Below are 24,543 nucleotides of genomic sequence, written 5' to 3'. Positions count from 1 at the left end.
CAAGGCACGAATAAAGGCGTTTGAAAGGCAGATACAAAAAAGCCCCAGTGATTCCGAAGAATGCTGAGGCTTCAATGTAATTGGTCGGTGATAGAGGATTCGAACCTCTGACCCTCTGGTCCCAAACCAGATGCGCTACCGGACTGCGCTAATCACCGTAACTGTCAACTATTTGCTTGAAAACTCAAGCACGCTAGTCATGCGAAGAATGTGGTCGGTGATAGAGGATTCGAACCTCTGACCCTCTGGTCCCAAACCAGATGCGCTACCGGACTGCGCTAATCACCGAGATGTTAAATGAAATGGGGTGACTGATGGGGCTCGAACCCACGACAACCGGAATCACAATCCGGGACTCTACCAACTGAGCTACAATCACCACTGACTTTCACTTTACTGCTAACCTCAAGCTCACAACTCATTCGGAGAGATGGTGCGCCCAAAAGGATTCGAACCTTCGGCCTCACCCTCCGGAGGGGTGCGCTCTATCCAGCTGAGCTATGGGCGCTCGCCTTGGTTAGCGCCGCATATAGTATGGACAAATAGCCCTTGAGTCTATAGCTGTTTTGCACTTTTTTTACTGACTGCTCAAGTTTTGATACATTCGCATGCTTTTTCAGCGGAATGACAGCGCAAATATGGCTTGGATGTTACGGTATTTCGTGTTAATTATAACGTTTGGTAAACAATTAACGCAGAACTGATTAGTGAGTATCATGTTTAGGGATGAAGATGGAACTACCCCGCCTCGAGCTCATGAGGTTGAACGCTTAAAAAAGAGACTGAATCGCCTCAAATATTTGGCGCATAAGTATAAGCGTGCCGAAGTCGTTCAAAATGCGTTACTCGAATTATCCCATATTGCGACTCAGGTTCCTTCCCTCGAAGAATTCTATCTAGGTGTGCATCATCACCTAAAGCAACTGATCTCTGCCGATAATTTTTTTATTGCCACTCTAGATGTGAATAGCGGAGACATTTCGGTTCCCTTCTTCGCAGATGAAAAAGACGCCCACCCCGCCCAACTTTATCCCGAGCAATCGCTTTCCACACTGCTACAACAGGGCTTAACCGGCTATGTCTTTCGCACTGGCGAAACCGTATTGTGCGATGAGGCTAAAGTTGACGAACTGGTTCATGCGGGAGAGATAGTCAATCTCGGCTCGCCTTGTCACCTGTGGTTAGGAGTGCCCATTAAACATGAAGGCATAGTGACCGCGGTACTCGTAGTACAAACCTATGATACCAATGTAAGTTACGGTGATATTGAGGTCGAGTTAATGACCTTTATTTGCCACCACATTGCTGGCGTAATGGAAAGGCTTAAACATCAAGAACAACTAGAACAAGCCATTCAGCAACGCACCAAGGAACTCAGCCAAGCCTACGATAAACTCAAGCAAGAAGTGTACGAGCGACGTAGAGCCGAGCGGCTGCAAAAATCATTATTTGAGATAGCAGAGCTAGCAAGTTCAGGTTCTGACAACCCAGACTTCTATTCCCAGCTGCATAATGTCATTCGTCATCTGATCCCGGCTAATAACTGCTATATCGCGCTTTTAGATGAAGAAGGTACTCACCTAACCTTCCCGTTTTACGTGTCGCAATTAGGTAATCAACATCCAGGTTCTAGGCCCTTGCAGGATGGGTTGACCGAGTATGTGCTGAAACACAAGCGCCCACTCTTGCTCGATCAAAATGATATCAATGAGCTGATCCAATCAGGTGAACTCTACGCTAAGGCACCAACGCTGAACCACACTCAAACTATGCATCAATGGATAGGTATTCCATTGTTTATTCACGACGAAGTGCGTGGCGCCTTGACCATCTACAGCTTCAGCATGACCCAAAACTACCAAACTAAAGATTTGGAGTTGCTGACGTTTGTGTCCCAGCATATTGGTGCTGCCATCGAGAAAAAACTCGTCGCGGAATCATTACGCCGTAGCTATGAAGAATTAGAAGAAAAAGTGGCGGCCCGCACCACGGCTCTTGCCGAGTTGAATAAGGATCTTGAAAAAGAAATCCGCCAACGTCGCAACATGGAGGCCAAGCTCGTCCATGATGCTAAGCACGATGCGCTCACAGGGCTGCCAAATCGCGCCATGTTTATGGAACGCCTCAACCAAGCCATTAAACACGTGCGTCGCCATAGCCTAGAGCAGTTTGCCCTGCTGTTTATCGACCTCGACCGCTTTAAGCAGATTAACGACACTATGGGGCATTTAGAGGGGGATAGATTCTTAATTGAAACCGCCACCCGCCTACGCGCCTGTATTCGCAGTAACGATACCTTAGCCAGACTCGGTGGCGATGAGTTTGTTATTCTGCTCGATAGCATCAACGGCATAAACGATGCCCGCGATGTGGCCGAGCGGGTGATTCAAAAAATCTCACTCTCTTATAAATTAGGCGCTGTGGAATTCCACTCAGGCGCGAGTATCGGCATCACCATCAGCGGCAACAAGCTGGATACTAGCGAGTCTATGCTGCGTAATGCCGATACAGCTATGTACCAAGCCAAGGCGAATGGTAAAGGCTGCTATGTGATTTTCGACGATAGCGCCTCACAGCAAAAGATGCAGGATATTGCCTTCGAGAATGATTTTAAACAGGCGCTGCAAATCGGTGAGTTACAGCTTCAATTCTTACCTGTTGTCGATTTACAGACGCAACAAACCCAAGCTTTAGAATGCCGTTTGACTTGGGAACATCCACAGTGGGGTACTATTCCACAGGAGATCCTCAGCCAGTTAGCCGAGCAAGCTAACCTTATGGTCGAACTGGATAAGTATACGATTAGCTTGCTGGATAAGAGTTATCATCAACTGCTGGCCAGCCAAGGGGATAAAGTCGAATTACACCTTATGCTGTCGAGCCAACATCTAAAGCACAAGCACGTACTGCGCGGCCTTAAAAACGCCCTAAAACAGACTAAGCTTGCGCTGCCACAGCTATGGCTGTTTTTTAATGAGAAGGCGTTAGTGCTGGAAACAGAGAATCACATTAATGGCTTTGAGTTATTGAAAAAGCTGGACGTAAACCTAGGGATCAGCCACTACGGCAGTGGCCACAGTTCATTAAATAGTTTGTTATTCTTACCCATCAAGGGCTTAAAGCTCGATGGGAATATCATCAAGCAATTGCCGGATGAACAGCATATTAAACTGATGTCGGCTTACCAAAAAGCGGCCTCGACCTTAGACTTACAAACCTTTGTCGATGGGCTGCAATCCGCAGAGCAGATTAAGATATTCCAGGCCTTAGGTTACCGCTACGGCCAAGGCGGTGCCTTAGCCTCACCTTTTTTATTGTCAGACACCACACAACAGGTCTGTGCCTGAATGCAGTGATCACATGATGAATCTTGTGATTACTGCTTTTTAAACATATCCCTTAAATTTGAGATATGGCTGCGCCCAGTCTGCATGCGCTCCTGCTCGGTTTGCTGCGGTTTACGGTTTTCCCAAATAAGGTCATCCTGCGGTAACTCATGCAGAAAACGGCTCGGCTCGCAGCGCATAGTTTCACCAAACTGACGACGCTCACGGCAGAGGGTAAACCACAGCTCGCGTTGCGCGCGCGTAATTCCCACATACGCCAGACGACGCTCTTCGTCGACGTTATCTTCATCTATGCTGGTTTGATGCGGCAGAATGCGCTCCTCAACCCCCACCATAAACACGAAGGGGAATTCCAGTCCTTTAGAGGCATGCAACGTCATGAGCTGCACCTGATCGCCGCCTTCATCCTCGCTGTTACGCTCCATCATGTCCCTAAGCGTCAGGCGGTTAACTACCTCAGGTAAGGTCATAGGTTCTTCTAACTCATCCCCCGAGAGCATTTCTGTCACCCAGCGATACAACTCGGAGATGTTTTTCATCCGCATCTCGGCGGCCTTGGCGCTGGTACTGGTCTCGTATAAATAGTCTTCGTAATTAATCTTACGGATCAATTGTTTTACCGCCTCTACGGGCTCGCCTCGCTCGGCGTGCTCCCCGGTATCGACAATAAAGCGGCCAAATTGATACAAGGCCGACATGGCATTAGGCGGTAAATGATGATTCAGCTCAGGGTCAAAAATCGCCTCAAACATGGAGATATGTTTCTCGTTTGAGAAGTTGCCAAAGCGCTCTAAGGTCGACGGGCCTATGCCGCGTTTAGGTAAGTTCACCACCCGCAAAAAGGCGTTATCATCGTCGGGATTTACCACCAATTTAAGGTAGCCCATGATGTCTTTAATCTCGGCACGGGCAAAAAACGAGGTGCCACCACTTAACTTGTAGGGGATACGGTTAGTCATCAGTGCCCGTTCGAGCAGGCGAGACTGGTGATTCCCCCGGTACAGAATCGCGTAGTCACCAAATTGGGTACGGCCAACAAACTTGTGGCGGATGATTTCGGCGACGACACGCTCGGCCTCTTGCTCCTCATTGGCGGCAAATAGCACCCGCATCGGCTCACCATAAGCCAGCTCGCTAAACAAAGACTTATCATACACATGGGGATTATTGGCGATAAGGATGTTAGCCGCCCGCAAAATACGTTGGCTAGAACGATAATTCTGCTCGAGTTTAATCAACTTAAGCTTGGGAAAATCTTTGCCCAACAGCACTAAGTTCTGCGGCTTAGCCCCGCGCCATGAATAGATAGACTGGTCGTCGTCCCCCACCACAGTAAAACGCGCGCGCTCGCCCACCAGTAGCTTGACCATTTCATACTGGGAAGTGTTGGTATCCTGATATTCGTCCACCAGCAAGTATTGGATCTTGGTTTGCCAGCGCGTACGCACTTCCTCATGATGCCTTAGCAATAGGGTCGGTAGCAGAATTAAGTCATCAAAATCCAAGGCGTTGTAGGCTTTCATATGCTGGGCATAACGCTGATACAACATGGCAAACAACTGCTGCTGTTCATCCTTTGCCAATTTGCGCGCCTGGTCGGGAATAATCAGCCCCCCCTTCCAGTTGGAAATCGCCCCAGCAAGTGCTTTGAGTAAGTCTTTATCTTCCTGTAATTCTTTTTGAGTCAGCTCTTTGAGAAGCGCGAGCGTGTCTTGATCATCGAATAACGAGAACCCAGGCTTTAATCCCAGCACTTTATGCTCACGTTTTACAATCTCAAGCCCCAGTGTGTGGAAGGTCGAAATCCACAGCCCTCTAGCCTCTTTGCGCCCCATAGATTGTGCGACCCGCTCCTTCATCTCGCGCGCCGCTTTGTTGGTAAAAGTTACCGCCGCAATATTGCGCGCATTGTAGCCACACTTTTGCACTAGGTAGGCAATCTTGTTGATAATTACGCGTGTTTTGCCACTGCCCGCGCCCGCTAACACTAAGCAGGGACCCGAAACATAATGAACAGCATCATTTTGGGCAGGATTGAGTTTCATCTTCGCGCAATATCCAAACAAGTCTTCAGAAGGGGGATGGGATCATAGCAGAAGCTAAGGTTTTAAGGCCAACAAATCCCCTTGCAATCGTTATCACACCGCCGTGACAAAGCGCGCAATCGTGGCGATGAGCACGGCCCAATCCGCGGCTTTACTTTTGAAAGCTAACGTACTGAGTTACAATTCATCCATTCAGCAAAGAGGCGGACAAGATTATGATCAATCCAAAGAAAATCGAAGAAATGGCGAAGCAACTGAGCGATAGTTTGCCCAGCGGTCTTAAGCAATTTGCCGGTGAATTTGAAGAGCGCAGTAAGCAAGTGCTGCAAAATCAATTGCTCAAGTTAGATCTGGTTTCCCGTGAAGAATTTGAAGTACAGCAGCATGTACTACTGAAAACCCGCGAGAAGTTAGAAGCTCTGCAGGCGCAAGTTAACGAGCTTGAGAAAAAACTGAACGCCGCGGACTAACTGATAATGCATGTTTGAAAGAGCACAGTTAGCGATAGCGCAGCTGTGCTTTTTTTGTTTTTAACACTTCAAGCATTGAGTCACTTAGGGAAATAATGCAACAACTCGCCAGCTACATTCTCGCCATTCAAGGTTATCCTAGCCCAGTTTCAGTGGTGAGCCACACCCAAGAGCAGCACAGTTATCAGGACGATAATGCTGAAATTTGCGAATCCTTGACCTTGTATCACTTCGACAACGAGGTTGTGGTCAGTCTGTTAAGCGAGCAAGATACACAGACTGATGAGTCAGACGCGGTTTGTGCCGATTATTGGCTCAGCTATCGCGTCGTGACGGCCGATATCGCGATTTCGCCGCAGCAAAAGTCCTTTAGTAATCTGTGCCAACAAGGCTTTTGGCTTAAGATGCAGCAAGGGCTTACCGAGTGAGAATAGTTGTGGGCGCCAATACTTAAGCGCTCGAGTTCGAATCGTCAGGGAAGAAGACAATGGATACCGCAAGCACCACTTTCTATCAGGACTATCTGCTTTGGGGATTGTTACTCCTTGGCGGCCTGCCACTGCTCAGTTATCCCTTTGTGGTTCTCGCAAGCCTGATGGGGCTTGCCAGCCAAACCACGATTAAAGTGCATTGGTTTTACCGGCTGATGAATAAAAGCTTTTTGTGGGGAACCTTGGTTTATCCCTTAGTGTACATTCCCTGCTATTGGCTCGCGCGCAGTGAAAACAGTTCATTATCCTTGGGCTATGCCAGTCTGCCACTGCTCTTTTTAGCACTGTTGTACCTGTGCTTTCGCTGGATGGATGTACCATCTAAGGACCAGCGCACAGATAACGATAAAGCTCCCGATTAGATCTTCTGCTGCCGTGCGTATTTTTGTTTAAATGCCTTATGGTTAGCCTTCACCAGTTTCCAGCGGCTACAGCCATTAAAGCGCGCATACTCAGTGACTGCCGCCTCAAATGCCGCACAAAAGTCATCATCCATGCCATCGAACCCAGCTTCTAGGGTCAGCTGCTGTAATAACAGTAAACCGTTTTGCCGCTCGGCTTTCACATCCACTCGACCAACGAAACGGTCGCGCCACAGAATCGCGAGGGAGTAATAGCCATATTGGCGTTTTTCGGCGGGCACATAGACTTCAATTTGATAATCAAAATCAAACCATTGCTTTAATCGTTGCCGCTGAATTAATAGATTATCGAAGGGATTGAGTAACCAAACTCGATTGGGCATCGCAGCGGTTATTTGCAGCTCTGGGCGATAAAAATACCATTGCCCTTCGGCCTTAAAGCTCGCTAATTCACCTTGGGACTGCATTGCGGCTAATTGCTCATTCAGATGGGCTTTTATGCCTTTGCGCAGATACGCGATTTGCGCCGCCGAGCCAAAGGCATGGGCATCGAGGTAACGCTCAATCAAATGGCGGGCAAATTCGGCCTCACTCGGCGCTTGGGTATTGATATGTTCGGGCAGCACGCGTTCGGTAAGATCATAACATTTTTGAAATTTTTCCCGCCGCACCACCATTAGCTCGCCGCGCATAAACAACTGCTCTAGCGCTTTTTTGGCGGGTTTCCAGTCCCACCAGGCACCGTTTTTACCTTCGGTATGTTCAAAGTCACTGGCTTTAAGTGGCCCTTCAGCGCGAATGCGGGCGCGCACTTCCTGCATCACCTTATCGTCTGGCTCAAACCAATGTTTGCCGCCATTTTGTAGCAACTGTTTACGCTGCAAACTAAAACGGTAGTCGGCAATCGGCAAATAGGCCGCAGCATGGGACCAATATTCAAAAATCTCCCCCTGTGCTAATGCCGTATCCAGCATCATGGTTTGATACTGCGGCATCCGGCTGTGCAGCACATGGTGATGTGCCCGCTCGACCACATTGATAGAGTCGATTTGCACATAACCAAGGCGGCTAATCAGCTCGCTCACCGACGAGTGAGGTTGCAGTAAACCTTGCTGCTGCATATTCAGCTGTAACCACTCGCGGGGTGAAAAAGGGCTCGACATGCACTCTCCAAAGGTACTAAAAGCGAATAGCTATCTCAAATGGATCCCCTTATCGGCTAAATATCAAAGGGATAGCTGTCTCACTTTTGTCGTATATTTCGCAAACTTGGCGCCAATTTGCCAGCTTGCCGACAACTTCGGTTAACATAAGGCATTTCCTGGCTAAGGGCTATCGCTTTACCTCGAGGCGAGCGATGTACTCATCCAAGGTTAGCCCCTCATTAAGGATTGATGAATGAATATCTATTACCGCGAAGCTAAAATCTGCGGCCGCAAAACTGGCAATGGCACTAAGCTGCCTTTTTTGATGAATATGCTGTACTCACTCGCTGACAAAAATGGCGATTTACAGCCTTTTGCGATAGAGGATATTCAGGCCGTCCTGTTTAACCAGCATCAATCCATTGGCTGCTCCATCAAAGCAGCTTTGCCCATAGTCTCTTGGCGTAGCGAAGCCATTTGGTACGAGCTATTCAAAGGTGAGCAGCCCGTATATCTCCCCCAGTGCATTACTTTTACCAATGGCGCCGTCGACTTTGCGATTGTCGTGATTGGCGATGAGTATGAACTACGTATTTGGCCTGACGCCAATAATCGTGAGCGTGAAAGATACCAATGGTTTTCACACCATGCCGCCGTCTACTCGGATGAAACCGAAATCTTTAAGGAATGTCTTGAGACCTTACTCAAACATATCCGCAAGGAAGATGACTACGAGGCTAAGCACCCCAAATTTGGCAAAAAGCCACAAGCCGAGACCTAGGATTTAGCTCGTATCTGGGCAATTGCCATAATTTTGCCACTATTGATCAGCAACTTGCCCGCAACTCCTGTGGGCAAATCTGTTTTAATACCCGCCGTGATATCGAGTTAGCACCACAAACTACCGTGGCGACTCGCGCGTATTTCATAGGGAATGAAATCCATGTTTAACATTATTTTCTGGGTGCTCACGTTACTGAGTTTGGCGCTATTTGGCGGCGCCATCTATTTAGTGGCGCGCGCACTCCTTAAAAAACTCAATCGTGATCAAGGAACGGATATGTCAGCACTGGAACAGCCTGCCACAGCAAAGGGAGCCGCATTGAAAAACACCACGCTATTAAAAGCCTTAACCATTGGCATACTGTCGATTATGGCCTTGCTACCGCTCGGGATCATTATGGACATGACATCCGATCGCGAAATGCTTTACAACAGTGTGGTCGATGAAATCGGCCGCTCATGGGGCGAGCAGCAGACCCTCTCAGGCCCAGCGTTGGTGATCCCCTACAGTTATTTTGTGATGCAGGAAGAAGTCAGTAACGACGGCAAAACTCGCCACGAAGTGAAGCGCACCTATCAAGATGAGCTGGTGATCCTGCCGAAAAAACTCAGCCTCGATTTAGACCTAAAACATGATTTCCGTACCCGCGGCATTTATCAATCTCTGGTGTATAACGCGGCGCTTAAGGGGCAGGCTGAATTTCGCTTAAACCGTTACGACATTCCTAACCTTATCACCTTCGATAATCAAAATGCCCGTCTAGTCTTTGGGGTGTCATCGAATCAGGCAATTGATAAAGTCGAAAAAATTGAGGTTACGGGCGATTCAGTCTTACTCTCTGGCTCACTGATGTCGGGCACAGGCTTAACGACTGGCGGCCTAGAGAAAGGCTTTAACCAAGGGATCCAAGTCGGCGAAGCGAGTGATTTTAGCGTGAACTTTGCGATGACGCTGCGCGGCTCACAGTCGATTAGCGCCCTGCCATTAGGCGAGCAAACCCTGCTGAATATCCATGCCGACTGGCCGCACCCAAGTTTTAAGGGCTTACTCCCAGCAGAGCGTGAAATCACCGCCAATGGATTTACCGCCAGTTGGAATATCAGTCACTTAACCCGTAACTATCCGCAAGAGTTTATTAAGAGTAATCAGTCGACACTTACGGAAGTCGTTGCCAATGCCATGCTGTTTGAGCCAGTGACCCATTACGGCAAGATTGAGCGCTCAGTCAAATACGGTCTGCTGTTTATCGTACTGACTTTTATCATGTTATTTATCTTCGAGCTGGGTCAAAAGACCAGCCTTAGCACAGTGCAATACATGTTGGTTGGCAGCGCCATGGCCCTGTTCTACCTACTATTACTGTCACTCTCGGAGCACCTTGCCTTCCTGCAAGCCTATCTGATCGCCGCCTGTATTCCAGTGTTGTCGGTCTCCACCTATGTGGGTAGTGCCACCGCTAGCCTTAAACGTGGCGCGATTGTCGGCACTATGCTGGTGAGCTTGTATGCGGTGCTGTACTCGATACTGCAACTAGAAGATTACGCCCTGCTGATGGGCACCGGCTTGTTACTCGTCGTTTTACTGATTTTGATGTTCGTGACCCGCCATCAACCGAAGAACACAGTGCAATAGCACCTACCGCTCCACCCTTGAAGACCCCCGACAGCGCACTTTTTGCTGTCGGGATTTTTTTATTGGCAAGCCCAAATGTGGCATGTAGCCTATGTGGTTTACTCGGAGGCGAATATTTTGACTCATCCAGCCTATCTTCTACGTCGCTTAGCCCTTGTCTGGTTACTGCTGGCAACCATTCCAAGCTTACTGTTACTCACTCAAAATCAATTATTTCCGCTGATCGACCTGCAATCGCCCTTAGCCAAAGCCTTATATTGGCTCACCACCACAGGCACGGCGCCCTATGGCGTCGGGACAGTATTATTGGTACTCGCGCTTGCCTATAGATATATGCCTAAGGCGCTGTTTATTAGCCTGTTTTTAGCCATTAGCCTCAGCCAAGTCATCAGCCTGAGCACCAGTCATACCCTTAAAGCCTTTTTTAAAGAGCCAAGGCCGAACCTAGTGTATCTGTCCGACCAAGAGCTCCCAGAGGAAGCGCAACTCAACCCACACACTTTTTATCAATTAGCCAAACCAGAGCGTTCACAGGCCATCGCCGAGGCGCTAACCGAGCTACACACTATGGAGCCCGAAGTCAAACTCGCCCCGAATATTCACCAACATTGGGAAGATGAAATCGGCTATTCCTTCCCCTCGGGTCACACGATTTTTGCGGTCACCCTAGTGCTCACTGCCAGCTATTACTTGCTACTCGCGGGTTTGCCACTATTTGCCAACGCGTTATTTACATGGGGGTTATTGATGGGCCTCAGTCGCATGTTACTCGGCATGCACTGGCCGCAGGATGTGCTCTTCTCCACCGTACTCGCCGCCATCATCAGCAGCTTAAGTGTATTTTTAGTGGAAAAGTTCAGACCAAGGAGTAAAGAGCAGCCCGACGGATAAGAAGCATAACGCCAGCCAAAGGGCTAACTCAGTGCGACAGGCGGCATCTGCAACTTATGTAGATGCCGTTTTTATCAGGAAGCGTCTAAGCGACCAATCACTTCAGCCATGCGTAAATGCCACTATATCCGTCAACAGCAATGCGGCTAATACTACAGATATAAAAATTTCCCTGTTAATAACTTATAAAGGGCTTATCAAGGAACACATATATTCTGCCATTATTCACCCAATAAACGATTAAGCACAGTCATTCCAGTGACACGCAGCAAGCACATCCCTGTGTGCTCGACGGCGGCATCCATGCCGCCAACGGTCACTTACATGCCAGTGCTTAATCTTGCCAACCCCTACAGTAATCTGCCCCTTCATACAAACGTACATACTGTAAATTTAACCATGAGTGGCTCGTTAATTCGCGTCGAACAACGCGACTACAACAGTGATAGAGGGCGTGTATTCAACTCTAATCTGAGTTCTTCTAAGCCTCGGCATAGCAACTCCTCCACATAAACACTTTTACTGAGTTTAGTAGAGGAGCCTAAATAACGCGATTTGTAATAGGTGGCTAGATTTTGCACCGCTAGATCTTGCCCTATTTATTTTTTACTCTATTAACATTTAAACTTTCAAATAACTCATAATATTCTCTTGAACTACAACGACCATCAAAAATATATGGAGGAGACCCCTGGGGGAATCCAATCAGATGGCTTAGCCAGCCGCCTTTAGCTTGTAACCGTCTATAGGTAATTAATAATTCACCAGTTTCAGAATCTTCCCATTGTGTCGTAGTTACGACTATCGGAATAGCTTTATTTAACGTATACATTGCAATACCTTTGCTCTTTTTGATATCTATCTTCGTAGACATTGTCCAATTACTATCCAGAGGTATATCTCGACGAACAACTGATTTTCCATAAACTTTATTTTTATCGTATATAAGTGTATTTTTTTCAGTACATAAGTTACTAAACTGAAACCACCCAATAATTTCATCTGCAATAGGAAAAAGAAAAATAAAAACAAAACCACTCCAGATTACTACCAGCTTTTTATTCCCATCAGGTAAATTAAAAATCGAAGAAAATAATACCGCTATTTTTTTTGCTATAAAAAACCATGCGGTCAGTATTAAAATAAATATTATTCCACTCATATAACATCCAAGATTGTTAGATTATTATTACGTCAGGAGTGTATACACAACACTCATCACCTTTCTCTCGCCCCTTCACTAACACCTTTCATTAAAAAGAGCGGACTGGCACTTTTTATGCCTTAACAATCGACCTATAACACCTGAGCCAAAGGAATACACCATCCCCTCGGAGTTGCCGCAGGGCGAATTGACAAATTGCGTGAGTCTCGCCATGGATGGCGAGCTAGCTTTCGCAGGTGCAGGGACGCATCCTTCGGAAGCGATAGCAAATTTGGCTATGAGCACAAGGGGCTTTCAACTCCGTTGGGGCGTCTTGGAGCATCCAAGGAGGATAGGACGAGCAGTCCTCCTTGGTCGGGTGTGGGGTGAAGTCCCACGACTTTGATTCACCTCGGCCGTTAGGCCGCAATATGTTTAATAAATTACAACTTTAAAACAGATAATCCCCTAGAGCACCTTGAACATTATTCTGGATGAATTCAGAAAACATCAACTAAGTGCAACTAGTAGAAAAGTATAAATCCCCGCATTACGGGGATTTAAAAACTATCAAAGACAACTAAAACTCACCGATTAAACACACTTTTCATCCGATTTATCATCGGAAGAAAGAGCTCGGCTAATACTGCCGAAGATCGCGGTTAAAATCCCAATGCCCACATCCATCTGCCGGGCATTGCTATCATCACCGCTGGCCTCGCGTTGACTCTGATTGCCTGCTGTACCTCGCACAAAATCACAACTGGTATTGCTCATATTGGAGGAGGCACAACCACTTAAGATCAGAATCAAACCGCCAATCAATAAACGTGAACTCACTGAGCGCAAACTCACACTGCGTAACATCCTTATACGCGAAACTGACATATTAGTTCAGCACCTCTTCTAGGGCGCGCAAACAGAGCGCGACATTCTCACGGCGGGCGCCAAAGCCCATTAAACCGATGCGCCAAGCTTTGCCCGCTAGAGCACCAAGGCCTGCACCGATTTCAAGGTTGTAATCCTTGAGTAGACGCGCGCGCACCGCGGCATCGTCAACACCTTCGGGGATATAAATGGCATTAAGCTGCGGCAAGCGTGACGCTTCGGCGACCACAAATTTCAGGCCGAGTTTTTCAAGGCCAGCGCGCAGCACTAAATGCATGTCTTGATGACGCTTCCACGCATTTTCCAAACCTTCTTCGGCCAATAAACGCAGCGACTCGTGCAGGGCATAAAGCGCATTAACGGGCGCGGTGTGGTGATAACTGCGCTTACCGCCGGCGCTGGTCCAATAGGCCATCACCAGACTTTGATCGAGGAACCAGCTCTGCACCAGCGTTTTACGGTTTTTAAGCTTTTCTACCGCTGCAGGCGAGAAAGACACAGGCGATAATCCCGGCACGCAGGAGAGACATTTCTGGCTGCCAGAATAAATAGCATCGATTCCCCATTCATCGACTCTTAATTCCACGCCGCCGAGGGAAGTGACCGCATCGACAATCGATAAACAGCCGTATTGTTTTGCCAGCGCGCACAGGGTTTTAGCATCACTCAATGCGCCTGTTGAGGTTTCGGCATGCACAAAGGCGAGAAACTTAGCATCGGGGTTAGCCTTAAGCGCCGTTTCAACGGCAACAGGGTCGACTGGTGTGCCCCATTCGTTATCCACAACCACGGCAATCGCACCAACGCGCTCGACGTTTTGGCGCATACGCTCACCGAACACACCGTTACGGCACACAATCACCTTTTCGCCGGGTTCAACTAGGTTCACAAAACAGGTTTCCATGCCCGCACTGCCGGGGGCCGATACCGCCATGGTCATTTCATTTTTGGTTTGAAACGCATATTGGATCAGGCTCTTAAGCTCATCCATCATGCCAACAAATAATGGGTCTAGGTGACCAACGGTCGGTCTTGCCTGCGCGGCTAATACTTCAGGATAAACATCCGATGGACCTGGCCCCATCAAAATGCGGCGAGGCGGATTAAAGGCAGAAAAATGCGGTGCAGGTAACATCATGTCTCCTTAATGCGTAGGGTCGAGGTCTGATTACTAGAGCATTCACTCTTGATTTGTTAAACCAAACTACCACAAAAAGGGGCGCCTGTGCGCCCCTCCTTTAGCCTAAGTTGTAACCTAAAGCTAAGTGATTACAAAGGCAGGTTCTTTTTTCCTTTTCCGGCATTCAAAAACAGCTGATAAGCAGGGCTTTGCGTCTCTTCTTGATAGACAAATCCTAGCTCAGTTAAAAACTGCTGAAACGGCAAGGCATCGCCCTCGGGGACTTCAAACCCCGCCAGCACCCGCCCAAATGCCGCGCCGTGATTACGGTAATGGAATAAACTGATATTCCACTTGCTCTGCAGGGTGGTTAAAAACTTCAGCAGCGCCCCCGGATGCTCGGGAAACTCGAAGCTAAATAGGCGCTCCTCTAACGGCTCTGGTGGATGACCGCCGACCATATAACGCACATGTAATTTCGCGGTTTCATCACCGGATAAGTCCTGCACCTCAAAGCCGTTATCTTCTAAGGTATTGATGATCTGCTCTAATTCGCCATGGCCTTTGGTCAGGCGAATACCCGCAAACACCACCGCCATATCGCGGCTGCTAAAGCGATAGTTAAATTCGGTCATCACCCGCTTTTCGAGCAACTCACAAAAACGCAGGAAGCTGCCGGGACGCTCGGGCACTTTAACCGCCAGCACGGCTTCTTTTTGCTCACCCAGCTCGCAACGCTCCGACACATATCGTAGGCTGTGGAAGTTCACATTCGCGCCACTTAAAATCGCCGCGACTTTTTCACCCTTGCCACTCTCGCCAGTGGTATTGGTGCTGACATATTTTTTAAGCCCTGCAAGGGATAAAGCACCCGCAGGTTCAGCAATGGCGCGGGTATCCTCAAAAATATCTTTAACGGCGGCGCAGATTTCGTCGGACGTTACCGTCACTACTTCATCCACAAACTGCTTGGCTAAGCGGAATGGCTCAGTGCCGATACGTTTAACCGCAACACCATCGGCAAACAAACCAACTTGTGGGAGTGTGACAGGCTCGCCCGCCTCCATCGCCGCTTTTAAGCAGGCCGCATCTTCAGGCTCAACCCCAACAATTTTGACCTGTGGCATCACCGCCTTGTAATAGGCCGCAATCCCAGCAATTAAGCCACCGCCGCCCACGGGCACAAATACCACTTCAAGGTCGCGCTGCTGTTGCAACATTTCTTGGGCGATAGTGCCTTGGCCAGCAATCACGGCTTCGTCATCGAAGGGGGCGATATACACCCGACCTTCCTGCTCGGCCATCTCCATCGCAAAGCCATTGGCCTGGTCGAAGGCTTGGCCGTGCAACACCACATTGCCGCCTAAACGGCGCACCGCATCGACTTTAATATCTGGCGTAGTTTCGGGCATCACAATCACCGCATCCACACCACGACTGGCCGCCGACATAGCCACGCCTTGGGCATGGTTACCCGCCGAGGCACACACCACGCCGCGTTGACATTCGGCTTGGCTCAACTGAGCGATGCGGTTATAGGCGCCGCGCAGCTTAAAGGAATGCACTGGTTGCATATCCTCACGCTTTAAAAATACTTGGCAACCCAAACGCGCCGAGAGCTTATTAAGGCTGGAGAGTGGTGTCACTTTCGCAACGTCATAAACCGACGACAGCAGGATTTTTTGCAAGTAACTTTGCGCAAGCTGACTCTTTTCTAAGGCAGAAGTGCCCGACTGCGCCTTATCGGACTGAACTTGAGAGGCCTGCGCCTCAGCCTGCTCCGTTTGCGACGATGCGAGAGATAACATATCAGTCCTCCAACTTACTGCGATCGCGCACCGCGCCCTTATCGGCACTGGTGGCAAGCATGGCGTAGGCTTTAAGCGCCATCGACACATAACGCTGACGCGAAAGCGGTTTCCACGCCATTGGCCCACGGGCGAGCATGGTTTCACGGCGCGCAGCCAATTCGGCATCACTCACTGCAAGCTTGATACTGCGCTTAGGAATATCGATTTCGATGCGATCGCCGTTTTCAATCAAGGCAATCGTGCCGCCCGCTGCCGCCTCGGGCGACACATGGCCGATAGATAAACCGGAGGTTCCGCCAGAGAAACGGCCATCGGTGATCAGTGCACAGGCCTTGCCTAAGCCGCGGGATTTTAAGTAACTAGTGGGGTACAACATTTCTTGCATGCCCGGGCCGCCTTTTGGCCCTTCGTAACGAATCACCACCACATCACCCGCCACCACTTCGCCACCTAAGATGCCAGCGACTGCGTCGTCTTGGCTTTCGTACACCCGAGCACTGCCGATAAAGGTCAGATTCGATTCATCCACACCCGCAGTTTTAACGATACAGCCATTGTCGGCCAGATTGCCCGACAACACGGCCAGACCGCCCTCTTGTCTAAAAGCAAATTCGCGGCTACGGATACAACCTTCTTGCCTGTCATCGTCCAACGATGGCCAGCGGCAGTCTTGGCTAAAGGCTTTCGTGGTGGGAATGCCCGCTGGCCCCGCCATAAAGAATTGTTTTACGTTGTCATCTTGGGTTTGCATCACATCGTACTTGGCGAGCACCGACTTGAGATTGCCCCCCGCATCGGCGGCAACGTGTGGCACATCGGTATGTAACAGTCCGGCGCGGTCGAGTTCGCCTAAGATGCCCATGACACCACCGGCGCGGTGCACATCTTCCATATGGTATTTAGCGGTCGACGGCGCCACCTTACACAGGTGTGGCACTTGGCGCGACATACGGTCAATATCGTCCATAGTGAATGCCACATCCGCTTCCTGTGCCGCAGCCAATAAGTGCAGCACAGTATTGGACGAACCGCCCATTGCAATATCCAGCGCCATGGCGTTTTCAAAGGCTTTAAAGCTGGCGATGTTGCGCGGCAATGCCGAGGCATCATCTTGTTCGTAGTAACGTTTGGTTAGCGCCATCACACGGCGGCCCGCTTCTAAAAACAGTTCGCGGCGGTCGCTATGGGTCGCGAGCATAGAGCCGTTGCCCGGCAGCGACAGACCTAAAGCTTCGGTTAAACAGTTCATCGAGTTAGCGGTAAACATGCCCGAACAGGAACCACATGTAGGGCAAGCGCTGCGTTCGATTTTAGCGCTATCTTCATCACTCACACTCGAGTCGGCCGCCGCTACCATGGCATCGACTAAGTCGAGCTTAATAAGCTTGTCCGACAGCTTGGTTTTACCCGCTTCCATCGGCCCGCCCGACACAAATACCACGGGAATATTGAGGCGCAGCGCCGCCATCAACATGCCGGGGGTGATTTTGTCGCAGTTAGAGATACAAACCAGCGCATCGGCGCAGTGGGCATTGACCATATACTCGACACTATCGGCGATAAGTTCCCGCGAGGGCAGACTGTAGAGCATGCCACCGTGGCCCATGGCGATACCATCATCGACGGCGATGGTATTGAATTCTTTAGCGATACCGCCCGCTTCTTCGATGGCGCTCGCCACCAAAGAGCCCATGTCTTTTAAGTGCACATGGCCGGGAACAAACTGAGTAAAGGAGTTGGCAATCGCAATAATCGGCTTACCAAAATCGTTGTCTTTCACCCCTGTGGCGCGCCATAGCGCACGGGCACCCGCCATATTGCGGCCTTCGGTACTGGTTGCTGAACGTAACTTTGGCATTGACTCTATCCTTTATCTCAAATCGAAAATCGTGCCCTTAGGGCCTTGCTGCAGCGCTAATGCCCGCAGCCACTGGATGCTTATGCGTGTACTTTTTGTTGTTGCAAGTTTAGCGGTAACAAGACCTTGCATTGAGTGACATCAATCAATTTATTCAGTTGATTGCTGAGCAGCTCGATGGCGCGCTCGCTGTCCACTTCCATATCTAGCGATAGACTCGCATCGTCGTTCATCCGCATTTGCATTTGGGTGACCGTAAAACCACGGTGACGAGTCACACGTAGTACACGTTCTATCACTTCTGGGCGTTGTTGAACCGTTAATTCTAGGGAGTGGATCATGTTTGTTTCTCCATTTCGTCCATCATATCGCTGTTTGATGCGCCGGGGGGCACCAGTGGCCAAACGTTAAAAGCATCGTCGATTGCTACGTGTAACAAATAGGGTCCCTTAGCCGCTAACATTTCGGTTAAGGCCTCTTCCACTTCGTCGGAAGAGAAAATCGTGCGGCCGGGAATATCGAAGGCCGAAGCGAGTTGCACAAAATCAGGATTGTCTGACAGATCGGTTTCGCTGTAGCGCTCTTCAAAGAATAGCTGCTGCCACTGCTTCACCATCCCCAGTTTTTGGTTGTCGATCAGCAGGATCTTCACCGGTAATTTGCGGCGCTTGATGGTGGTGAGCTCTTGCACGTTCATCATAAAAGAGCCATCGCCAGACACTGTGACCACAGTTGCATCGGGGCGAGCCACTTGGGCGCCGATAGCGGCGGGTAAACCAAAGCCCATAGTGCCTAAACCTGCGCTGGATAAATGATCTTCAGGGCGGCGGAACCACATATGCTGGGCAACCCACATTTGATGCTGACCCACATCGCAGCACACTACGCTGTCTTCGGGCAGTTTATTAGCTAAACGGCGCAGCATGGCAGGAGCGTAGATTAAGCTGCCGGGATGTTGATAATCCCATTGATGTTTACGGGCAAGGTGTTCAACCTCTGCCTGCCAAGGCGTGATGTTCAGCGCCATTGCAAGGGCGGGGAAAATCTGGCGTAAATCACCGGCGATGGCCACATCTGGCTGGCGCAATTTGCCTAGCTCGGCGGCATCGATATCTAAATGGATGACTTTGGCCTTGTTGGCAAAGGTCGCTAAACGCCCTGTGACCCTGTCATCGAAGCGCGCGCCAGCAACCACTAATAAATCGCAATCCTGCACCGCTAGGTTGGCCGCCTTTCCGCCATGCATACCTAACATGCCTAAATAACCTGACGTGCCATGGGCAATACTGCCTAAGCCCTTTAACGTGGCGACCGATGGCATACCCGTGACTTTGATAAACTCCCGCAGTTGATCGACCGCGCCCGCCATCCCCACGCCGCCACCTACGTACAACATTGGCTGCTTCGCTGCTGCTAACAGGGCACGGGCCGCTTCAATCTCACTGGCACTCGCCTGTGGCTCATTAGTTACCGCCAACAAGGGAGTGCGATATTCCAGTTGCGCTATTTGGATATCCTTAGGGATATCGACCAGCACTGGGCCGGGTCGGCCAGATGCTGCTATTTCGAAGGCTTGATACAGGGTCGGGATAAGATCGTTGACATCCGTCACCATAAAACTGTGCTTAGTGCAGCTTAAGGACATGCCCAATACATCAATTTCTTGAAACGCATCGGTGCCAATCACTGCGGTTGAGACCTGCCCCGTGATAGCGACAACAGGCACAGAATCTAAAAGCGCGTCGGCAAGCGAAGTGATTAGGTTAGTCGCACCTGGGCCAGAGGTGGCAAAGCACACGCCGGTTTTACCACTGGCTCTGGCGTAACCTACGGCGGCAAAGGCTGCGCCTTGTTCGTGGCGGCTTAAGAGATGTTCGACAGGGCTTCCATAGAGGGCATCGTAGATTGGCATAATGGCACCACCTGGGTAACCAAATACTGTGGTAACACCATGTGCTGCCAACACTTTTATGACTGCGTCTGCGCCTCTAATCATCTGCCCTGGTTCCATATTTCTCTCGCTACCTTGATCCTGAAATGCCGAAAATCGACTCGTAATTTGTGCTATTTCGAAACCTCATTTCCAAAACCTAGGGCCTGAAAACGAAGAACCCCCCGGTCCTTTCGGAGCGGGGGGTTCTTTCGAAACTTTTAACCTTTTAGGTCTACCAGTTTGCCATGCGCCGCCCCCGCTGTGATTTAATAATCACTACGGTAATAATCACGAGAATGAGCTTGGCAGCTTGGTTAAACATCAATATGGGTTCCTAATCGGTGTTCTGTATGTGTATCGCTGAAATTCTTATCGCTACTGACTTTTAAGCCTGAGCGATGTTTGCCTTGGGCACCTTGTCCCGCCGCGAGTTATTAGCTTTACCATAAAGCGACAGCCAAACACAATAAAAAATTATCTAATGTCAAAAAAATTCAGCTTCCCTGCCGAGACAATGCAAAACAACAAAGTGAAACGTTAACAAACGCGCGTTAGTGCAACTGATCGCTTACTAACCCATGTCGGTTTTGCCCGCTCGACAACCTACGAAGCAGGAATAAATTTGTCACGCCGAGCCCCACATCCTTAGGGGCCCGGCCTCTATCAATTAAGCTCCAACAATACTTTTCATATCAGTCATATAACCACGAAGTTCCGCACCGATATACTCAACTGAGGTGTGGCGAATCGCATCATTGATGGCGATTAACTGCAGGTTATCGACGTTGTTAGAACTGTCCTTCAGACCCGCACCTAAATACTCTGGCGACATGGCATTTACATAGTCACGCAGCATAGGCACGGCAGCATGGTTGAACAGATAACAACCGTATTCTGCGGTATCCGAGATCACCACGTTCATCTCGTACAGACGTTTACGGGCGATGGTGTTAGCGATCAGCGGCGTTTCGTGCAGTGATTCGTAATAGGCTGACTCTTCAACAATACCCGCCGACACCATAGTATCGAAGGCTAATTCGACACCGGCTTTGATCATCGCAACCAGGAAAATCCCCTTGTCGAAATAGGTTTGCTCGTCGATATGCTCGCTCGACACTGGGGCATTTTCGAAGCCCGTTTCGGCGGTTTCGGCGCGCCAACGCAGCAGATTAGCATCGTCATTGGCCCAGTCTTGCATCATAGTGCGGGAGAACTCGCCGCTGATGATGTCATCCATATGTTTTTCGAATAAGGGTTGCAGGATTTCTTTTAAATCTTCTGCAATTTCAAACGCTTTAATCTTGGCTGGATTAGATAGTCTGTCCATCATGTTGGTGATACCGCCGTGCTTAAGCGCCTCGGTCACGGTTTCCCAACCTTGTTGGATTAACTTAGCGGCATAGCCAGGTTCAACACCATCGGCCACCATCTTGTCGTAACCTAAGATAGCGCCCGTCTGCAACATACCGCACAGAATGGTTTGCTCGCCCATCAGATCCGATTTTACTTCGGCGATAAAGGAAGATTGCAACACGCCAGCGCGGTCACCACCTGTGGCACTCGCATAGGCTTTGGCAATCTCTAAACCATCGCCATTAGGATCGTTTTCTGGGTGCACTGCAATCAGTGTTGGAACACCAAAACCACGCTTGTATTCTTCACGCACTTCGGTGCCTGGGCACTTAGGCGCCACCATCACCACTGTGATATCGGGGCGGATCTGCATGCCTTCTTCAACGATGTTAAAACCGTGGGAATAAGACAGTGTTGCGCCCTGTTTCATCAGTGGCATCACAGCGCTAACCACATTGGAGTGCTGCTTATCGGGCGTTAAGTTCAATACCAAATCCGCCGTTGGGATCAGCTCTTCAAAAGTACCTACTTTAAAACCGTTATCTGTGGCTTTTTGCCATGATGCACGTTTTTGAGCAATGGCTTCAGGGCGCAGAGCGTAGGCAATATTCAGCCCAGAGTCGCGCATGTTCAGACCTTGGTTAAGACCCTGAGCACCACAACCTAAAATAACAATATTCCAATCTTTGATGTAATTGCAGCCGTCGCTGAATTCAGAACGGTCCATGAAACGACATTGGCCAAGCTGTGCTAATTGTTGACGTAAATTCAGAGAGTTAAAATAGTTAGCCATCTGAGATACCACCTTTCAGTCGGGAATTTGGGACTCAACCAATATCAACTTTTTGTTAATAACTGGTTGTGATTGAAATCACTATAACCTATGGCTATCGTTGCTTAAAATGATATATTCGAAACCTCACATTGCGTTTTATGCAATGTCATTTTCGATTACAACAGCCTTGATAAGCGGCCAATAGGAAGAGGTTATGGACATACGCACCCTCAAATTGTACCTGCACTTATGTGACAGTTTGCACTTCGCCAAGACGGCGGAGCAGATGCACGTCAGTCCCTCGACCTTAAGTCGCGCCTTGCAACGGCTCGAAGAAGAAGTGAACGCCAAATTATTCGAACGGGATAATCGCAGCGTGACCTTAACCCACGCGGGGCGCGAGTTTAAATTGTTCGCCGAGCAGACCCTGCACCATTGGCGCAACCTGCGGCACAGTATCGATCTCAAGCAGGATGTACTGCGCGGCACCTTAAATCTCTATTGCTCGGTGACCGCCGCCTACAGCCATTTACCGCAATTGCTGGAACGTTTTCGTCAGGACCATCCCTTTGTCGAAATAGCCCTGACCACAGGGGATGCCGCCAATGCACTGGCCGAAGTGCAACAGAATCGCGCCGACATTGCCATTGCCGCGCTGCCAGATCCCTTCCCTGCTACTTTGCATTTCGCCAAGATTGACGATGTGCCTTTGTCCTTAATCGCGCCGACCATGCGCTGCGCGGTGCAGCAACAGATAAGCCAAGCCCCCATCGATTGGTCGCGGGTGCCCTTTATCATTCCCGACCATGGCCCGGGGCGGCGCCGCGCCGATAATTGGTTCAAACTGATGGGAATAAGCCCCAATATCTATGCGCAGGTGTCGGGGCAGGAAGCGATAGCGTCTATGGTGGCGCTCGGTTGTGGCGTGAGTATCACCCCTGAAGTGGTGATTAATAACAGCCCAGTGCGGGATAGGATCCAGCTATTAGCCTCCCCCGTGGGTATTGCCCCCTTTGAGCTGGGTTGTTGCTGCAAGGTCAAACGCTTGGACGATCCGATAGTGAATGCATTTTTAGAAGCGATATAAATTTTAGTAGCGATATAAAAAAACGGGACTAAGTCCCGTTTTTTATGATGTTGATAAGATTAGGTATCTGGCGACATTAATTTATCGTTGCCATCGATGCGGGTCACCAGCAACTGGTCGACCTTGTAGGCATCGATATCCACCACTTCAAACTTGTAACCAGCATAGTTAACAAAGTCGGTGCGCTTGGGGATCTTACGCAGCATGTACATCATAAAGCCGGCAATGGTTTCGTAGTTTTGGTTATGGGGAAACTCCTCGATATCGAAGGCACGCATCACGTCGGTAATCGGCGTCACTCCATCCACTAACCAGGAATTGCCATCGCGAGCAATAATCTGCTCTTCGCTCTCGTGCAGCGACCAAGCCCCCATCACAGCGCGTTGCAGATCGTTGGTGGTGACAATCCCCACAACCAGGGCATATTCGTTCATCACCACCGCGAAATCGGCGCGGCTATTTTTGAAGTATTCCATTGCCTCGGACAAGCTTAAGGTATCGGGAATAATCAGAGAAGTGTGCACAAGACTGTTGTCTTTTAAGGTAATTTTCTCACCGTTAATCACACGGATCAGCAGCTCTTTCGCATCAACAAACCCTTTGACCATATCCAATTGGCCGTCGCAGACTAAAAACTTAGTATGGGGATCTTCGGCAATCTTACGCTTAATATCTTCCTCGCTGTCTTGCAGCAGGAAATACACTAAGCTCTCGCGGGCCGTCATGGCAGACGTTACCGAAACGGTTTGCATTTCAAATACATTTTCGATCATTTGCTGCTCGCCCTTGTCGAGCACGCCCGCTTCTGCCCCCGCGTTCATTACCGCATAAATATCGTCTGGGGTGATTTCATCGTTACGCACGGTTGGGATTTGCAGCAACTTGAAGATGGCGCTTGCCATGCCATTGAAAAACCACACCAATGGACGAAGGATCGCGATACAGAAACTCATAGGGCCAACCACCACTAAGGCGACAGGCTCTGGCATCGCCATCGCGATACGTTTGGGCATGAGATCCGCCACCAGAATAAAGGCGCTGGTCACCACCACGAAAGACAGCAAGAAGCTCACTTGGCCTAACCAAGGGTCGCTCATCCACGCACTTAAAAACTGGTAAAAATACGGACGAAACGCCGACTCACCCACAATACCGCCCATGATGGCGACGGCGTTTAAGCCAATTTGCACCACAGTAAAAAAACTACCGGGCTGAGCTTGGAGTTGCAGCACTTTTGCGGCACGACTGTCCCCCTCTTCGGCTAGCTGACGTAAACGGATTTTGCGTGATGCAGCCAAGGAGATTTCTGACATAGAAAAGAAACAACTTGCGGCGATTAAGCCCAATATTATCATCACGTTATCAAAGAAATTCATGTAACACCTTTTGTTTCACACTAGACTTACT

Annotated in this window: 19 protein-coding genes and 4 tRNA genes; 8 read left to right on the top strand and 15 right to left on the bottom strand. The window is 49.4% G+C overall.

The annotated features are described in order from the left end of the window. Positions 1–81 precede the first annotated feature (81 nt). The 4 genes from M0415_RS18440 to M0415_RS18425 all read right to left on the bottom strand — a co-directional run bounded on the left by M0415_RS18440 (position 82) and on the right by M0415_RS18425 (position 508). Positions 82–158 (bottom strand) — tRNA-Pro (locus M0415_RS18440). Positions 159–211: 53 nt separating this feature from the next. Then, positions 212–288, bottom strand: a tRNA-Pro gene (locus M0415_RS18435). A 15-nt stretch (positions 289–303) separates the two neighbouring features. Beyond that, positions 304–379, bottom strand: a tRNA-His gene (locus M0415_RS18430). A 52-nt stretch (positions 380–431) separates the two neighbouring features. Continuing rightward, a tRNA-Arg gene (locus M0415_RS18425) sits at positions 432–508 on the bottom strand. A 208-nt stretch (positions 509–716) separates the two neighbouring features. Here M0415_RS18425 and M0415_RS18420 point away from each other — a divergent pair. Continuing rightward, positions 717–3,347, top strand: a complete 2,631-nt coding sequence (locus M0415_RS18420; RefSeq protein WP_249556567.1) for a sensor domain-containing diguanylate cyclase — start codon at positions 717–719, stop codon at positions 3,345–3,347. 29 nt (positions 3,348–3,376) lie between these two features. Here M0415_RS18420 and rep read toward each other — a convergent pair whose 3' ends face one another. Continuing rightward, positions 3,377–5,392, bottom strand: coding sequence for a DNA helicase Rep (rep, locus tag M0415_RS18415; RefSeq protein WP_249553286.1), 2,016 nt, complete (start codon positions 5,390–5,392; stop codon positions 3,377–3,379). Positions 5,393–5,607: 215 nt separating this feature from the next. On the opposite strand from rep, the gene ubiK reads away from it, so the two are divergent. The 3 genes from ubiK to M0415_RS18400 all read left to right on the top strand — a co-directional run bounded on the left by ubiK (position 5,608) and on the right by M0415_RS18400 (position 6,715). Further along, positions 5,608–5,862, top strand: coding sequence for a ubiquinone biosynthesis accessory factor UbiK (ubiK, locus tag M0415_RS18410; protein WP_011621181.1), 255 nt, complete (start codon positions 5,608–5,610; stop codon positions 5,860–5,862). A gap of 95 nt (positions 5,863–5,957) precedes the next feature. After that, on the top strand, positions 5,958–6,290 hold the full coding sequence (locus tag M0415_RS18405; protein WP_249553284.1) for a hypothetical protein: 333 nt from the start codon (positions 5,958–5,960) through the stop codon (positions 6,288–6,290). Between the two features lie 59 nt (positions 6,291–6,349). Then, positions 6,350–6,715, top strand: coding sequence for a hypothetical protein (locus M0415_RS18400; RefSeq protein ID WP_249553282.1), 366 nt, complete (start codon positions 6,350–6,352; stop codon positions 6,713–6,715). Here M0415_RS18400 and M0415_RS18395 read toward each other — a convergent pair. Further along, on the bottom strand, positions 6,712–7,878 hold the full coding sequence (locus M0415_RS18395; RefSeq protein WP_249553280.1) for a winged helix-turn-helix domain-containing protein: 1,167 nt from the start codon (positions 7,876–7,878) through the stop codon (positions 6,712–6,714). The genes M0415_RS18400 and M0415_RS18395 overlap by 4 nt on opposite strands. A 235-nt stretch (positions 7,879–8,113) precedes the next feature. On the opposite strand from M0415_RS18395, the gene M0415_RS18390 reads away from it, so the two are divergent. The 3 genes from M0415_RS18390 to M0415_RS18380 all read left to right on the top strand — a co-directional run bounded on the left by M0415_RS18390 (position 8,114) and on the right by M0415_RS18380 (position 11,167). Then, the gene (locus M0415_RS18390; RefSeq protein WP_249553278.1) at positions 8,114–8,641 is read left to right on the top strand and encodes a hypothetical protein; all 528 of its coding nucleotides are present in this window, start codon (positions 8,114–8,116) and stop codon (positions 8,639–8,641) included. 162 nt (positions 8,642–8,803) lie between these two features. After that, positions 8,804–10,276 carry a cell envelope integrity protein CreD gene (gene creD / locus M0415_RS18385; protein ID WP_249553276.1) on the top strand — a complete coding sequence of 491 codons (1,473 nt, stop codon included), beginning with the start codon at positions 8,804–8,806 and terminating at the stop codon, positions 10,274–10,276. Positions 10,277–10,351: 75 nt separating this feature from the next. Then, the gene (locus tag M0415_RS18380) at positions 10,352–11,167 is read left to right on the top strand and encodes a phosphatase PAP2 family protein (protein ID WP_249553274.1); all 816 of its coding nucleotides are present in this window, start codon (positions 10,352–10,354) and stop codon (positions 11,165–11,167) included. A gap of 595 nt (positions 11,168–11,762) precedes the next feature. Here M0415_RS18380 and M0415_RS18375 read toward each other — a convergent pair. The 8 genes from M0415_RS18375 to ilvC form a co-directional block, all read right to left on the bottom strand. Then, positions 11,763–12,329, bottom strand: coding sequence for a hypothetical protein (locus M0415_RS18375; RefSeq protein ID WP_249553272.1), 567 nt, complete (start codon positions 12,327–12,329; stop codon positions 11,763–11,765). 576 nt (positions 12,330–12,905) lie between these two features. Then, entirely contained in the window at positions 12,906–13,166 is a 261-nt protein-coding gene (locus tag M0415_RS18370; RefSeq protein WP_239000481.1) for a hypothetical protein, read from the bottom strand. A gap of 34 nt (positions 13,167–13,200) precedes the next feature. Beyond that, a complete protein-coding gene (locus M0415_RS18365; protein WP_249553270.1) occupies positions 13,201–14,334 on the bottom strand; it encodes a pyridoxal-phosphate-dependent aminotransferase family protein in 1,134 nt (377 codons plus the stop codon). A gap of 134 nt (positions 14,335–14,468) precedes the next feature. Then, positions 14,469–16,127 carry a threonine ammonia-lyase, biosynthetic gene (gene ilvA / locus M0415_RS18360; RefSeq protein ID WP_249553266.1) on the bottom strand — a complete coding sequence of 553 codons (1,659 nt, stop codon included), beginning with the start codon at positions 16,125–16,127 and terminating at the stop codon, positions 14,469–14,471. Position 16,128: 1 nt separating this feature from the next. Beyond that, complete coding sequence (gene ilvD, locus M0415_RS18355) at positions 16,129–17,988, bottom strand: dihydroxy-acid dehydratase (RefSeq protein WP_249553264.1); 1,860 nt, start codon at positions 17,986–17,988, stop codon at positions 16,129–16,131. Positions 17,989–18,068: 80 nt separating this feature from the next. Next, positions 18,069–18,329 (bottom strand): acetolactate synthase 2 small subunit, encoded by a 261-nt coding sequence (ilvM, locus tag M0415_RS18350; RefSeq protein WP_011621169.1) that lies wholly within the window; start codon positions 18,327–18,329, stop codon positions 18,069–18,071. After that, entirely contained in the window at positions 18,326–19,999 is a 1,674-nt protein-coding gene (gene ilvG, locus M0415_RS18345) for an acetolactate synthase 2 catalytic subunit (RefSeq protein WP_249553262.1), read from the bottom strand. The genes ilvM and ilvG overlap by 4 nt, the downstream gene beginning before the upstream one ends. Before the next feature lie 589 nt (positions 20,000–20,588). Beyond that, positions 20,589–22,067 carry a ketol-acid reductoisomerase gene (gene ilvC / locus M0415_RS18340; RefSeq protein WP_011715585.1) on the bottom strand — a complete coding sequence of 493 codons (1,479 nt, stop codon included), beginning with the start codon at positions 22,065–22,067 and terminating at the stop codon, positions 20,589–20,591. Positions 22,068–22,263: 196 nt separating this feature from the next. Here ilvC and ilvY point away from each other — a divergent pair, with 196 nt between their 5' ends. Continuing rightward, on the top strand, positions 22,264–23,136 hold the full coding sequence (gene ilvY / locus M0415_RS18335; protein WP_249553260.1) for an HTH-type transcriptional activator IlvY: 873 nt from the start codon (positions 22,264–22,266) through the stop codon (positions 23,134–23,136). Positions 23,137–23,195: 59 nt separating this feature from the next. Here the strand turns inward: ilvY and paeA are convergent, their stop codons facing one another. Continuing rightward, positions 23,196–24,512, bottom strand: a complete 1,317-nt coding sequence (gene paeA, locus M0415_RS18330) for a polyamine export protein PaeA (RefSeq protein ID WP_249553258.1) — start codon at positions 24,510–24,512, stop codon at positions 23,196–23,198. Between the last annotated feature and the right edge of the window lie 31 nt (positions 24,513–24,543).

This window comes from Shewanella sp. 10B (genome assembly GCF_023475885.1).
Classification (GTDB): Bacteria; Pseudomonadota; Gammaproteobacteria; order Enterobacterales; family Shewanellaceae; genus Shewanella; species Shewanella mangrovisoli.
Note: the sequence above shows the minus strand (reverse complement) of the source record. Positions and strands in the feature narration are given on the sequence as shown.

Excerpts from the sequence above, each read along its gene's own strand:
- M0415_RS18420 (WP_249556567.1), top strand. The coding sequence starts at position 717 with ATGTTTAGGGATGAAGATGGAACTACCCCGCCTCGAGCTCATGAGGTT.
- rep (WP_249553286.1), bottom strand. The coding sequence starts at position 5,392 with ATGAAACTCAATCCTGCCCAAAATGATGCTGTTCATTATGTTTCGGGT.
- ubiK (WP_011621181.1), top strand. The coding sequence starts at position 5,608 with ATGATCAATCCAAAGAAAATCGAAGAAATGGCGAAGCAACTGAGCGAT.
- M0415_RS18405 (WP_249553284.1), top strand. The coding sequence starts at position 5,958 with ATGCAACAACTCGCCAGCTACATTCTCGCCATTCAAGGTTATCCTAGC.
- M0415_RS18400 (WP_249553282.1), top strand. The coding sequence starts at position 6,350 with ATGGATACCGCAAGCACCACTTTCTATCAGGACTATCTGCTTTGGGGA.
- M0415_RS18395 (WP_249553280.1), bottom strand. The coding sequence starts at position 7,878 with ATGTCGAGCCCTTTTTCACCCCGCGAGTGGTTACAGCTGAATATGCAG.
- M0415_RS18390 (WP_249553278.1), top strand. The coding sequence starts at position 8,114 with ATGAATATCTATTACCGCGAAGCTAAAATCTGCGGCCGCAAAACTGGC.
- creD (WP_249553276.1), top strand. The coding sequence starts at position 8,804 with ATGTTTAACATTATTTTCTGGGTGCTCACGTTACTGAGTTTGGCGCTA.
- M0415_RS18380 (WP_249553274.1), top strand. The coding sequence starts at position 10,352 with ATGTGGCATGTAGCCTATGTGGTTTACTCGGAGGCGAATATTTTGACT.
- M0415_RS18375 (WP_249553272.1), bottom strand. The coding sequence starts at position 12,329 with ATGAGTGGAATAATATTTATTTTAATACTGACCGCATGGTTTTTTATA.
- M0415_RS18365 (WP_249553270.1), bottom strand. The coding sequence starts at position 14,334 with ATGTTACCTGCACCGCATTTTTCTGCCTTTAATCCGCCTCGCCGCATT.
- ilvA (WP_249553266.1), bottom strand. The coding sequence starts at position 16,127 with ATGTTATCTCTCGCATCGTCGCAAACGGAGCAGGCTGAGGCGCAGGCC.
- ilvD (WP_249553264.1), bottom strand. The coding sequence starts at position 17,988 with ATGCCAAAGTTACGTTCAGCAACCAGTACCGAAGGCCGCAATATGGCG.
- ilvM (WP_011621169.1), bottom strand. The coding sequence starts at position 18,329 with ATGATCCACTCCCTAGAATTAACGGTTCAACAACGCCCAGAAGTGATA.
- ilvG (WP_249553262.1), bottom strand. The coding sequence starts at position 19,999 with ATGGAACCAGGGCAGATGATTAGAGGCGCAGACGCAGTCATAAAAGTG.
- ilvC (WP_011715585.1), bottom strand. The coding sequence starts at position 22,067 with ATGGCTAACTATTTTAACTCTCTGAATTTACGTCAACAATTAGCACAG.
- ilvY (WP_249553260.1), top strand. The coding sequence starts at position 22,264 with ATGGACATACGCACCCTCAAATTGTACCTGCACTTATGTGACAGTTTG.
- paeA (WP_249553258.1), bottom strand. The coding sequence starts at position 24,512 with ATGAATTTCTTTGATAACGTGATGATAATATTGGGCTTAATCGCCGCA.